Here is a 12,920-nt window from a genome sequence, read left to right as displayed (position 1 = left end):
ATAATGGGGACAAACATTAAAAAAAAAAACATTTTCTTTGTAACACAAAAAATAAATATAAAAAACACAGAAAACTACTATATGACATCTTTCAATTTCAATAAATGGAATACGATTACAGGCTGGGTTGCATTTTCAATCGCATTAATAACCTACACTCTTACGGTTGAACCTACCATGAGCTTTTGGGATTGCGGCGAATATATTGCCACAGCAGCAAAACTAGAAGTTGGCCACCCACCCGGAGCGCCATTATTTCAAATGATTGGAGCCTTTTTCGCGATGTTTGCCATAGACAAAGAACATATTGCCTTAATGGTTAATATGACCTCGGTATTTTCAAGTGCCTTTACCATACTATTCATGTTTTGGTCTTCATCCATGCTTTTGAAGAAAATAATTTCGCAATATTCAGATATTAACAAAGAGAATTCTATTGTCATTCTTGGAAGTTCTTTAGTCGGAGCTTTAGCCTATACTTTTTCAGATAGCTTTTGGTTTAATGCCGTAGAAGCCGAAGTTTATGCTATGGCCTCTTTATTAATATCATTACTTTTTTGGTTAGGATTACGCTGGGAACAAGAAATGAACACTCCAAGAGGGAATCGATGGTTGTTATTAATCTCATTAGTAGTTGGACTATCGTTTGGGGTTCACTTTATGGCTTTATTGACTATTCCTGCCATTGGGTTTCTTTATTTCTTTAAAAATTACAAAGTAGTCACCGTCAAAAACTTTCTTATTGCTAATGTGGTAGTAATTTCGGTCTTGCTTTTTATCTTTAAATTATTACTCCCTTTAACAATGGCATTCTTTGGTAAAACCGAAGTTTTCATGGTTAATTCAATGGGACTACCTTTTAACTCGGGAACTATTTTTGTAACATTACTTCTTATTGCATTCTTCTTTTTTGGATTGAAATATACCCGCAAAAAAAATCTAGTACATTACAACACTCTTATTTTATGCGTTCTTTTTATTCTAATTGGATTCTCAACTTGGTTAATGCTACCGATACGTGCCAATGCAAATACAGTAATTAACGAAAACAAACCATCAGATGCTGCCGAAGTACTAGCGTATTACAACAGGGAACAATATGGCGTAAACCCATTATTTTATGGCCCTCAGTACACCGAAGCTTTTGCTGGATTAGACGCTAACAATCCCTACCGTGACAAAGCACCTAACTACGAAAGAGATTACAAAACAGGCAAATACGTTATTGTAAACAATTATAAAAATGCGGAACAAAATAGCGACGACAATCAGAAAACTGTTTTGCCAAGAATGTGGAGTACCGATCACGTAGAAAACTACATGAATTTCACAAATCCTCCGGCATTTAGAATGAATCCCAACTATCCTTATGAGGATGATTTAGCAAAATATGGCTTAGATCCTAATCAATTAAGCGAAGAAGATTACAACAAAGCCATTGCACAATTAAAAAACGAAACCGAAAAAACCATTGCCGAGTTCAGACAAGCGTATGCTCAAAAACAAATCGACAATGAAGGCTATGTTTCTTTCCTGAAACATTACGGCGATTACTTAATCATCGAAAAACCAACTACTGCAGACAATTTTAGCTTCATGTTCGAATACCAATTTGGCTATATGTACTGGAGGTACCTTATGTGGAATTTTGTTGGAAGACAAAACGACGAACAAGGAAGATACGATTATCTGGACGGAAACTGGATAAGCGGAATTCCATTTATTGACACATTACACGTTGGATCTCAAGACAATTTACCTGCGGACGTTTTAAACAACAAAGGACGCAATGTTTATTTCTTTTTGCCTTTTATATTAGGACTTATCGGGATCATGTATCATGCAAGCAAAGACAGAAAAAGCTTTTATGTTTTACTAGTTCTATTCTTATTTTTAGGAATTGCATTAAAAATATACCTGAACGAAAGACCTTTTGAACCTCGTGAAAGAGATTACGCCTTAGTAGGTTCATTCTATGTTTTTGCTATTTGGATTGGCTTTGGAGTATATTCATTATACGAAAGTGTACGCAGCTACTTAGCTCCAAAAATTGCAGGTCCAATACTTATTGGCGGATGCTTATTGGCGGTTCCTGCACTCATGGCATTCCAAAACTGGGATGATCACGATCGTTCCGAAAAATACACTGCCACAGCAATGGCAAAAGCGTATTTACAATCATGTGATCCCAATGCCATTTTATTTACCATAGGAGACAACGACACCTTCCCATTATGGTATGCCCAAGAAATAGAAGGCATTCGTACCGACATAAAAATTGTAAACACCAGTCTTTTCATGACGGATTGGTATATTGATCAAATGAAAAGAAAAGCATACGAATCGAACCCGTTACCTATTTCATTTACCCATGATCAATACGTAGGTGATAAGCTAGATTATGTTGCGCATATCCCTAAAACAGAAAATCGTTGGGAAATAAAAGATTTTATTGCATTCATAAAAAACCCAAAATCGACTGTTGAAATGCAGAACGGACAAACTATTCATTTCTACCCAACAAATAAAATTAAATTCCCCGTTGATAAAGCTGCTATCATTAAGAATAAAGTGGTAGATCCAAAACTGATTGACTCTATTGTTCCTAGCATTGATATTGACATAAAAGGAAGCGCGATATATAAGAACAGATTGATGATGCTGGATCTCATAGCCAATAACAACTGGAAACGACCTGTTTATTTTAGCGGCGGAGCATTTGATGCCGAAGATTACTTATGGATGAAAGAATATCTTCAACTTGAAGGTATGGTTTATAAATTAGTCCCAATAAAAACAGCATTACCAAAAGATGCAGGTCAAATGGATATGGGAAGAATTGACTCCGAAAACATGTACGCCAAAGTGATGAAATGGGATTGGGGTAATAGCGAAAGTGACAAAATTTATCATGATCCAGAGACAAGAAGAGAAAGCTTAACCTACAGAATGAATCTATCTCGCTTGATGAACAAACTAATTGCCGAAGGAAAGATAGACAAAGCGAAAAACATCATTGAATTGTCCATGACAAAAATGCCTTTGGATAAATTTGGCTATTATTCTTTGGTTGAACCTTTCGCAAAAGGATATTATGATGTAGGCGAAAAAGCAAAAGCGCATGCTTTGCTTGAAAAATTGATTGGCAAATACACCGACAATCTTAATTATTATTCAAAATTAAGTCCGTCTGAGCAATCAGGCATCACGATGGAGATCATAACAGATCTGGAGCGTTATAGAGGATTGTTGCAAGTAATGAAAGACAGCGGAGATACAGCGTATTACAATAAAAGCAAAAAAACTTTTAATACCTATATCGAAATATTTGCTCGTTTTGGACGCGAAAAAGAATGATATAGTCATTAGCGAATAGCCATTAGTGATTAGCAACAGTTGCGTTTTATACACCAAAACAACATTGAAGTAATTTTTTTAAAAAAAATCTCGATCCCTATTTTTCGAGATTTTTTTTTGTCAACCAAAACTAATCACTAACGGCTAACTGCTAATGACTAATTTTTGTTTAAACTGTATTTAATCGTAGTATTGAAAGATGAATTTCTATTGGATCAAAACGAATTCCCTCATCAAACGAATTTTCTCCAATTACATTTGGGACATTCCCAATATGGAGAATAAAATCTACTTAACTTTTGATGATGGCCCAACGCCCGAAATAACAGAATGGGTTTTGGAAGTACTAAAAGAACACCAAATAAAAGCCACTTTTTTCTGTATTGGAAAAAATATCCAAAAACATCCAGCGATTTTTAATAAGATAATTGATAATGGACATGCAATAGGAAATCACACTTTTAACCATCTGAATGGCTGGAGGACTTTAACTGGAGAATATCTAGAGAACATCGACTTATGTAAATCCGGGCTTCGACTTCGCTCAGCCCCCGTTCGACTTCGCTCAGCCCCCGTTCGACTTCGCTCAGCCCCCGTTCGACTTCGCTCAGTTCCCGAAAATCTTAAATCTGAAATCTTAAATCTAAAATCCCCTCTCTTCCGTCCTCCTTACGGCAAAATAAAAACAACGCAGTCCAAAAAACTACGCCAATTAGGGTACAAAATAATTATGTGGGATGTTCTGAGTGCCGATTTTGACCAAAGTATTTCGCCTGAAAAATGCTTAGAAAACGTGTTGCAAAATACAAAATCAGGAAGTATAATTGTTTTTCACGACAGTGTAAAAGCATTCAAAAACTTAGAATATGCACTACCTAAAGCCATAGCAAAATTGAAACAAAAAGGATTTGAATTTGATGTAATACGATAAAAAGTGCTGAATTTAGATTTGTTCTTGAACTAGTCCGATAATCGTATTGGCATCCAGTTCTCCAGATTGCCTCCAGACCATAAGCCCCTCTTTATATATCATCAAAGTAGGAAGGCCTTTGATGCGTAGAGCATCAGCCAGTTCTTGATTTTTATCTACATCTATCTTTATTACCTTCACTTTATCGCCAAGTGCCGCCGCCACATCTTTAATAACGGGATGCATAAATACCGAAGGTTCGTTCCAATCTGTGTAAAAATCGATTAACACAGGAACTTGAGCGTTTATAAGTTCTCCAAATTTTGACATAAAACCAAAATGTTTAATTTCTAATACTTTCGAAAAGAGATATTATCCTGCAAATTTAGCATTTAAAACTAATTAAGCTAATTTTTCTCCCTTTATTAGTTTAACAACCGTTATTTCCGGCATAATTCCTACTCTTCCAGGGTAGGCGTGAAACCCAAATCCACGATTTACATACACGTATCTTCCTGCGTTTTCATACAAACCTGCCCATTGTTTGTACACATATTGAGCCAAACTCCATTTAAAATAACCCGGAATTTCTATACCAAATTGCATTCCGTGTGTATGCCCCGACAAAGTCAAGTGAAAATTCTTTTCGTCATGCTGAACTACATGATCCCAATGACTTGGGTCGTGACTCATTAGGATTTTAAAATCTTCTTTTGTTAAATGTTGCGAAGCTTTCTTTAAATCCCCAGCTTGCTTGAAGTTATGCCCCCAGTTTTCTACCCCAACCAAAGCTATTTTGTCGCCATCCTTTTCGATAAAAGTATGCTCATTCAATAATAATTCAAAACCAATTTGTCCATATAAATTCTTTATGGCATCAAAATTTTCTTGTTTAGCAACTTGAGTCGGCCATGTTACATACTCTCCGTAATCGTGATTCCCAAGAACAGAATATTTACCATATTTATGTTTTTTAATTCTATTAAAAGTTTCAATCCATGGATGCATTTCTTTGGCATGCGTATTGACAATATCCCCGGTAAACAAAATCATATCCGAATTTTGTTCATTAACCAAATCAATGGCATAGTTGATTTTCTCACGATTATCAAAACTCCCGCTGTGCACGTCTGAAATTTGTGTAATCGTAAAACCATCAAAAGCATCTGGTAAATCTGGAAAATATATCGCTTGTTTAATCACTTTATAATTATACTTCCCTTCGAAAATCCCATAAATCAAAGACAGAAAAGGAATCGCAGCCAATCCTAAACCAACTTGACTAACGAATTTACGTCTTGAAGGCAAAAAATCAGCATTAGCACTATTATCAATGAAATAATTGATTGATCCTGCAGCCAACCTGAATACATCCTCTCCCAAAAGAATAATTGACATTACAATCTTCGGAACATAAACCAAAAGCATCAATCCCATCGTAAACATAGTTTGCTTAGTTTGTCCTACAGAGCGATCGAATAGCGTAAAAGAATATATAATAAAAACAAAAAGAGCAAAACTAATTATCTGATAAGACACTAATACCCATTTCAACTTAATTAAAGTTCTAAAGGCTTGATAAGCATAAAGCTCAATAACAAATAAAACAATTCCAAAAAAGAATAAACGTAAGATCATTTTAGAAAATTTTTACACAAATTAACAAATTAAAAAAAGGATACTGATTTAAATTAATTAAAATTTAACGCTTATTGGAGTCATTAAATTATGTTTCATTATTTTTACCCCACTAAAAATAACACGCCTATTATATGTCTGCTCAAAAACGACTTTTCCTCCTCGATGCCTATGCATTAATCTTTCGTGGATATTATGCTTTTATCAAAAATCCAAGAATTAATTCCAAAGGAATGGACACCTCGGCTATTATGGGCTTTATGAACGCCTTGATGGATGTTATAAAAAGAGATAAGCCCGATCATTTAGCAGTCGCTTTTGACAAAGGCGGAAGTACATACCGATACGAAATGTACAAAGAGTACAAAGCGCATCGTGACGAAACTCCCGAAGCGATTAAAATTGCCGTTCCATACATTCAAGAATTATTGAAGGCTATGCACATTCCGATTATTGAAGTTCCCGGTTTTGAAGCCGATGACTTAATTGGAACCATTGCCAAACAAGCCGAAAAAGAAAACTACCAAGTATTTATGGTAACTCCGGATAAGGATTTTGCCCAATTGGTATCCGAAAATATATTCATGTACAAACCCGCCCGTATGGGCAATGGCATAGAAATCTGGGGAATTCCAGAAGTACTAGCCAAATTTGAAATTGAACGTCCGGAACAAGTTATCGATTTTCTAGGAATGATGGGCGATGCTGCCGACAACATTCCAGGATTACCCGGGGTTGGAGAAAAAACAGCCAAGAAATTCTTGGCAGAATACGGCTCAATGGAAAATCTTTTGGCCAACACCCATCAATTAAAAGGCGCCATAAAAGATAAAATCGAAGCCAATGCAGAGTTGGGAATTTTGTCTAAAAAATTAGCCACCATCCTACTCGATTGCCCCGTAACATTCAATGAAGCTGACTATGAATTATCAACTCCAGATGTAGAAAAAACCGATGCCTTGTTTCAGGAATTGGAATTTCGCCAGATGAAAGCGCAGTTTGATAAATTGTACAATCCAACAGCAATAGACAATGGTAATAGCAATGGCAATGAAGAAAAGGCTGTCAAAAAAGCCCCTGCTAAAAAATCTAATGAAGACCAATTTGACTTATTTGGTTTTTCCGACGAAGAGAGTGACGAAGTAAAATCGAATTCATATTACGCAACTTTAGAGAATACGGAACATTTTTACCAAAGTATCCATGGAGATTTTGCCGTAAAATTGCTTTTGCAAAACTTAATGAACCAAACTTCGGTTTGCTTTGACACTGAAACCACTGGAATTGATGCCTTGAATGCCGAATTGGTTGGGATGTCATTTGCTTTCGAAAAAGGAAAAGCATTTTACGTTCCGTTTCCAGAAAACCAAGAAGAAGCACAGGTTTTGGCCGATAAATTCAAGCCTTTTTTCGAAAGTGAAACCATCGAAAAAATTGGCCAAAATATCAAATACGATTTAAAGATTCTTTCTCATTATGGTGTTCAAATCAAAGGAAAGTTATTCGATACGATGATTGCCCATTATTTAATCAACCCAGATATGCGTCACAATATGGATGTTTTATCGGAAACGTATTTGAAATATTCGCCAAAATCTATCGAAGCTTTAATTGGCAAAAAAGGTAAAAATCAGAAATCGATGCGCGAGGTGGCTTTGGAAGAAATTAAAGAATACGCTGCCGAAGATGCTGACATTACCTATCAATTGAAGCAAAATTTCAGTCCGATTCTCGACAAAGCCGAAACCAAAAAACTATTTGACGAAATTGAGATTCCGTTAATTCCAGTTTTGGCAGCAATGGAATTAGAAGGAATCAATCTTGACGTTCCTTTTCTAAAATCGATGTCGGTTGAAATGGCTGTCGAAAGCAACGCATTGGAACAAAAAATTTACGAAACCGCTGGCGAGAAATTCAATTTGGCTTCTCCAAAACAGCTTGGCGATGTTTTATTTGACAAATTAAAAATAGGTGGAGCCAAACAAAAGAAAACCAAAACAGGTCAATATGCCACTGGCGAAGAGGTTTTATCCTATTTGGCGAATGACAACGAAATTGTTCGTGATATTCTCGAATGGCGACAAATGGTAAAATTGCAAAGTACTTATATTGATGCTTTACCCAACCAAGTTGACGCAAAAACGGGACGAGTTCACACCGATTATATGCAAACCGTTGCCGCAACTGGACGATTAAGTTCGAACAACCCTAATTTACAAAACATTCCTGTTCGTACCGAAAGAGGACGATTGATTCGAAAAGCTTTTATTCCTAGAGATGAGAACTATACTTTACTTTCTGCGGATTACTCACAAATAGAACTGCGCATCATTGCGGCATTGAGTGGTGAAGAAAATATGATCAAAGCTTTTCAGAACAACGAAGACATTCACAAATCAACGGCTTCAAAAGTGTTCAATGTACCGCTTGAAGAAGTTACAAGAGAACAAAGAAGCCATGCCAAAACGGTGAATTTTGGAATTATTTATGGGGTTTCTGCCTTTGGATTAAGCAATCAAACCTCATTATCAAGAAGTGAAAGTGCCGCTTTGATCGAGGCTTATTATCAAACCTATCCTAGATTGAAATCGTACATACAGGAACAAGTTGAATTTGCAAGAGAAAACGGCTATGTCCAAACCATATTAGGCCGTCGTCGTTATTTGAAAGACATCAATTCAGCCAATGCCATTGTTCGTGGTGGAGCAGAACGTAATGCCGTAAATGCCCCTATTCAAGGAAGCGCTGCCGATGTGATTAAAATCGCCATGATTAACATTCATAAAAAACTAACTTCAGAGAACTGGAAAAGTAAAATGTTATTGCAGGTTCATGATGAGCTTGTGTTTGACGTACACAACTCCGAATTAGAAAAAATTCAGCCCATGATTAAATATGAGATGGAAAATGCTTTTACAATGGCGGTACCATTAAATATTGAAATTGGTTTAGGTAAAAACTGGCTGGAAGCGCATTAGAAAATAGTCTTTTTACAATTTAAAATATAGATTTTGTAACTTTGTTTAAAAGTAAAAATTATGCCTGTAATAAGTTTGTTTTATGGCTTAATAATTTCAATGTACTATTTGGTAATAAGCAACATAATTTGCCCCATATTCATGTGAAATATAATGAATTTGAGGCGGTATTTTCTATACCCGACGGGGAATTATTAGAAGGAAAACTGCCTAATAATAAGACCAAACTTGTAAAAGCGTGGATTGAAATTCGACAAGAAGATTTAATGGCTGACTGGAGTCTAGCCATCAAAGGCGAGCCTGTTTTTAAAATTGAACCCTTAAGATAAATGATATGTTTCCAAAAATCACAACTGCTATACCAAAACCAGATTATAAATTAGAGATCGAATTTGACAATAAAATCTGGAAGGAATTCTCTGTCTTACCCTATCTTAATTATCCTGTTTTTCAACCCTTGAAAGACACTTCGTTTTTCAACAAAATTATTGTGAAATATGATACAGTAGTTTGGGGAAAAGAAGAGATAATAGATTTTGATCCTTTTACACTTTGGACAGAAAGTACAGAAATATCAAAAAAAAGTGCTACTACATGAAACATCTGACATAAAAAAGGCAATCTAGATAAAATATCGATTGCCTTTTTTAGTATTTTCTTTTATATTTTAATCAGAATCGTTAAACAATATAAAAAGGAATTACAATCTTCTCGTAGACTCTCGTTCCTTAAGTTTGGTTCTAATCACTAACGTTTCATACGGACTTTCCTCTTCTTCTTCAGACTCTAGTCTTTTGATAAGCAATTTAGCCGCTACTTCACCAATTTCAATTCCGTGTTGACTTACTGTGGTTAAGCTTGGCGACAAACGTCTGGAAGCAAGAATACCATCGGCAAAACCGATAATTTTAAGATCCTTTGGGATTTTATATCCTTTTTTAACGCCTATTTTTAAAGCAGCAACCGAATCATTTTCATCCAAAGCAAAAACACCGTCAACAAGATTATTGGAGTACACCTCTTCTATCTGCTCCTTCAAATCAAGTTCTGTATCGGTACGCACAATAATATTTTCATTAACTGCAATATTATTATCTTTCAGCGCTTTAAAATAACCCTCGGCTCTTAACTTACCAACACTTAAATTATCTACCGAAGAGAATAAGGCAATATTTTTACATCCTAAATCAATCAAATGCTGCGTTGCATTTAGTCCCGAATCAAAATCATCAACAATAACTTTATCACAATCTACCTCGTCTGTTGTCCTGTCAAACATAACGATTGGCGTACCATCAATAATGATTTGCTTAAAATGATTATAATCCCCTAATTTCTGAGCTTCTTCGGATATCGACAAAATAAATCCATCAATCGTACCATTGCTCAACATTTCTAGGGTATGCGCTTCTTTTTCGATCGATTCATTAGAGATACACATAATTACGTTGTATCCTTTTTTATCAGCTACTTTTTCTATACCGCTAAATACTTTTGCAAAAAATGAATTTAGAATATTGGGTATAATTACTCCAATGGTTTTGGTTTTTCTGTTTTTCAGGTTCAATCCGATAACATTGGGTTTGTAGTTTTTTAATTTTGCATATTCTTTAATTCTAATTTTTGTTTGTTCACTAATTTCTGGACTGTCATTAAGTGCTTTAGAAACGGTAGAAACCGAAACATTGAGTTCTTTTGCAATTTGTTTTAATGTAGCCTTTGCTTTCATTGGGATGTGGAATTTAGTGGTATTTAAGAAACTTTAAAAAATGAAAAAATCAGAATTTATCAATACTTAGCCATATTATTATAAAAAAACAACAAAAACACAAGCATTTAAACAGATAAAAGCGAAAAGTACAAAAAAATTACTACAACCAAAAGATTTTTGAAGCAAAATATAGCAAATAAAGATTCTTTAATAAAAACAAAAACAGAATACGATAAATATACATTTGATAATCAGCGCAAACCATATTGAAAAATAATCAATTAAGGTATTTGTATTTAAAATAATTAATTGTACTTTTGCAACCCCTTTATTGGGGATGGAATGTTTAATTAAAATATATTATTGTGAACGCATTAAGCTACAAGACAATTTCAACAACAAAAGCCAATTCTGTAAAAGAATGGATAGTTGTAGATGCTGACGGTCATAACTTAGGTCGTCTTGCTTCAAAAGTCGCTATGATTTTAAGAGGTAAGTACAAACCAAGTTACACACCACACGTGGACTGTGGAGATAACGTAATCGTTATCAACTCAGAAAAAATCAACCTAACAGGTAACAAAATGGATGAGAAAACATACATCCGTCACACTGGTTACCCTGGAGGACAAAGAACTTTAACTGCTAAAGTATTGCAAGCAAAAAACCCTGCATTATTAGTAGAGAAAGCTGTAAAAGGGATGTTACCTAAAAACAAATTAGGAGCTGAACTTTTTAGAAATTTAAATGTTGTTGTAGGATCTGAGCACAAACAAGGGGCTCAAAAACCTAGAACAGTTAACCTTAACGATCTTAAGTAATGGGAGTTATTCACAAAATCGGTAGAAGAAAGACCGCTGTTGCACGTGTTTATGTTTCTGAAGGAACAGGAGTTATCGTTGTAAACAAAAAACCATTCGCAACTTATTTCCCAACTGCTACTTTACAGTACAAAGTTATGCAACCAATGTCTATGACAGAGAACGCTACTAACTTTGACGTAAAAGTAAACGTTTACGGAGGTGGTTCAACTGGACAAGCAGAAGCTGTAAGAATGGCATTGGCACGCGTTATGTGTGAAGTAAATGCTGAAAACAGAGCTATCTTGAAACCAGAAGGTTTATTAACTAGAGATCCAAGAATGGTTGAACGTAAGAAATTCGGTCAGAAGAAAGCTCGTAAGAGATTCCAATTCTCTAAACGTTAATATTGCCTGTCTTGTTCAATTAGGACAAGACATCCTAGAATGTATTAAAAATTTTAAAACAATGTTGTTGTTGCCTACCGAGGTAGGAATTAGTTTAGCATCTAAATGGGTTGAAAAAGAGTTTAGAAGTTTAGAAGTTTAAAAGTTTAGTTGAACTAAACCTTATAAACATCCTAAATTTATAACCTTTAAAAGAACACATTGCTAATCAACAGAACGTAAACTAGTACAAAAAATGTCAAACAAAGTAGAAGTAAAAGAATTACTAGAAGCAGGTGTTCATTTTGGACACATGACTAGAAAATGGGATCCAAACATGGCTCCTTACATTTATATGGAGCGTAATGGTATACACATTATCAATCTATATAAAACTGCAGCAAAAATTGAAGAAGCTAATGAAGCTTTGAAAAAAATCGCTGCATCAGGTAGAAAAATATTATTTGTTGCTACCAAAAAACAAGCAAAAGACATCGTTGCTGAAAAAGCAAAAGCTGCAAACATGCCTTACATCACTGAAAGATGGCCTGGTGGAATGCTAACTAACTTCGTTACAATTAGAAAGGCAGTTAAAAAAATGTCTACTATTGATAAAATGAAGAAAGATGGCACATTCATGACCCTTTCTAAAAAAGAGCGTTTACAAGTTGATCGTCTTCGTGCTAAACTAGAGAAAAACTTAGGTTCAATCTCAGATATGTCTAGACTTCCTGCAGCATTGTTCGTAGTAGATATCAAAGCTGAACACATCGCAATAAAAGAAGCTCAAAAATTAAACATTCCAGTTTTTGCAATGGTTGATACTAACTCTGATCCACGTGAAGTAGATTATGTTATCCCTGCAAATGATGATGCTTCTAAATCAATTGATAAAATTTTATCTTTAGTTACTGCTTCAATTATCGACGGTCTTGCAAATAGAACTTCTGATAAAGAAACTGATGCTACTGAAGTTGTTGCTGAAGTTGAAGCTCCAGCAGCTGAAGCTCCAGCAGCTGAAACTCCAGCAGTTGAAGCTCCTGTAGCTCCAGCAACTGAAGAATAAATCAAATTTTAAATTCCAAAATTTAAATTCCAAATTCCATAAAAAATTAGAAACTATATGTTGATAATTTATTA

General features: G+C 35.0%; 11 protein-coding genes. 8 read left to right on the top strand and 3 right to left on the bottom strand.

Annotated features, from left to right (window positions below; translation table 11 throughout):
• Nucleotides 1-81 precede the first annotated feature (81 nt).
• Entirely contained in the window at nucleotides 82-3,357 is a 3,276-nt protein-coding gene (locus FNW52_RS00735; protein WP_143375496.1) for a DUF2723 domain-containing protein, read from the top strand.
• 199 nt (nucleotides 3,358-3,556) lie between these two features.
• Entirely contained in the window at nucleotides 3,557-4,288 is a 732-nt protein-coding gene (locus tag FNW52_RS00730; protein ID WP_143375495.1) for a polysaccharide deacetylase family protein, read from the top strand.
• Nucleotides 4,289-4,300: 12 nt separating this feature from the next.
• Here the strand turns inward: FNW52_RS00730 and FNW52_RS00725 are convergent, their stop codons facing one another.
• Together FNW52_RS00725 and FNW52_RS00720 are read right to left on the bottom strand one after the other, a co-directional pair.
• Entirely contained in the window at nucleotides 4,301-4,597 is a 297-nt protein-coding gene (locus FNW52_RS00725) for a co-chaperone YbbN (protein WP_143375494.1), read from the bottom strand.
• Between the two features lie 72 nt (nucleotides 4,598-4,669).
• Nucleotides 4,670-5,905: a metallophosphoesterase gene (locus FNW52_RS00720; protein WP_143375493.1), complete on the bottom strand. Its 1,236-nt coding sequence runs from the start codon at nucleotides 5,903-5,905 to the stop codon at nucleotides 4,670-4,672.
• 134 nt (nucleotides 5,906-6,039) lie between these two features.
• Here FNW52_RS00720 and polA point away from each other — a divergent pair, with 134 nt between their 5' ends.
• The 3 genes from polA to FNW52_RS00705 are packed head-to-tail and all read left to right on the top strand — an operon-like array spanning nucleotide 6,040 to nucleotide 9,481.
• Entirely contained in the window at nucleotides 6,040-8,883 is a 2,844-nt protein-coding gene (gene polA, locus FNW52_RS00715; RefSeq protein ID WP_143375492.1) for a DNA polymerase I, read from the top strand.
• A 41-nt stretch (nucleotides 8,884-8,924) separates the two neighbouring features.
• Nucleotides 8,925-9,212 carry a DUF4160 domain-containing protein gene (locus tag FNW52_RS00710; RefSeq protein ID WP_221933376.1) on the top strand — a complete coding sequence of 96 codons (288 nt, stop codon included), beginning with the start codon at nucleotides 8,925-8,927 and terminating at the stop codon, nucleotides 9,210-9,212.
• Between the two features lie 5 nt (nucleotides 9,213-9,217).
• Entirely contained in the window at nucleotides 9,218-9,481 is a 264-nt protein-coding gene (locus FNW52_RS00705) for a DUF2442 domain-containing protein (protein WP_143375491.1), read from the top strand.
• A gap of 102 nt (nucleotides 9,482-9,583) precedes the next feature.
• On the opposite strand, the gene FNW52_RS00700 is transcribed toward FNW52_RS00705, so the two are convergent.
• A complete protein-coding gene (locus FNW52_RS00700) occupies nucleotides 9,584-10,612 on the bottom strand; it encodes a LacI family DNA-binding transcriptional regulator (RefSeq protein WP_143375490.1) in 1,029 nt (342 codons plus the stop codon).
• A 347-nt stretch (nucleotides 10,613-10,959) separates the two neighbouring features.
• On the opposite strand from FNW52_RS00700, the gene rplM reads away from it, so the two are divergent.
• The 3 genes from rplM (at nucleotide 10,960) to rpsB (ending at nucleotide 12,846) form a co-directional block, all read left to right on the top strand.
• Nucleotides 10,960-11,415 carry a 50S ribosomal protein L13 gene (rplM, locus tag FNW52_RS00695; RefSeq protein ID WP_116761469.1) on the top strand — a complete coding sequence of 152 codons (456 nt, stop codon included), beginning with the start codon at nucleotides 10,960-10,962 and terminating at the stop codon, nucleotides 11,413-11,415.
• Complete coding sequence (gene rpsI / locus FNW52_RS00690) at nucleotides 11,415-11,801, top strand: 30S ribosomal protein S9 (RefSeq protein ID WP_143375489.1); 387 nt, start codon at nucleotides 11,415-11,417, stop codon at nucleotides 11,799-11,801. The genes rplM and rpsI overlap by 1 nt, the downstream gene beginning before the upstream one ends.
• A 235-nt stretch (nucleotides 11,802-12,036) precedes the next feature.
• Nucleotides 12,037-12,846, top strand: a complete 810-nt coding sequence (gene rpsB, locus FNW52_RS00685) for a 30S ribosomal protein S2 (protein ID WP_143375488.1) — start codon at nucleotides 12,037-12,039, stop codon at nucleotides 12,844-12,846.
• The last annotated feature ends 74 nt before the right edge of the window (nucleotides 12,847-12,920 follow it).

The sequence above is a fragment of the Flavobacterium sp. ZT3R18 genome, from assembly GCF_007097385.1.
Taxonomy (GTDB): domain Bacteria; phylum Bacteroidota; class Bacteroidia; order Flavobacteriales; family Flavobacteriaceae; genus Flavobacterium.
Note: the sequence above shows the minus strand (reverse complement) of the source record. Positions and strands in the feature narration are given on the sequence as shown.

Excerpts from the sequence above, each read along its gene's own strand:
- FNW52_RS00735 (WP_143375496.1), top strand. The coding sequence starts at position 82 with ATGACATCTTTCAATTTCAATAAATGGAATACGATTACAGGCTGGGTT.
- FNW52_RS00730 (WP_143375495.1), top strand. The coding sequence starts at position 3,557 with ATGAATTTCTATTGGATCAAAACGAATTCCCTCATCAAACGAATTTTC.
- FNW52_RS00725 (WP_143375494.1), bottom strand. The coding sequence starts at position 4,597 with ATGTCAAAATTTGGAGAACTTATAAACGCTCAAGTTCCTGTGTTAATC.
- FNW52_RS00720 (WP_143375493.1), bottom strand. The coding sequence starts at position 5,905 with ATGATCTTACGTTTATTCTTTTTTGGAATTGTTTTATTTGTTATTGAG.
- polA (WP_143375492.1), top strand. The coding sequence starts at position 6,040 with ATGTCTGCTCAAAAACGACTTTTCCTCCTCGATGCCTATGCATTAATC.
- FNW52_RS00705 (WP_143375491.1), top strand. The coding sequence starts at position 9,218 with ATGTTTCCAAAAATCACAACTGCTATACCAAAACCAGATTATAAATTA.
- FNW52_RS00700 (WP_143375490.1), bottom strand. The coding sequence starts at position 10,612 with ATGAAAGCAAAGGCTACATTAAAACAAATTGCAAAAGAACTCAATGTT.
- rpsI (WP_143375489.1), top strand. The coding sequence starts at position 11,415 with ATGGGAGTTATTCACAAAATCGGTAGAAGAAAGACCGCTGTTGCACGT.
- rpsB (WP_143375488.1), top strand. The coding sequence starts at position 12,037 with ATGTCAAACAAAGTAGAAGTAAAAGAATTACTAGAAGCAGGTGTTCAT.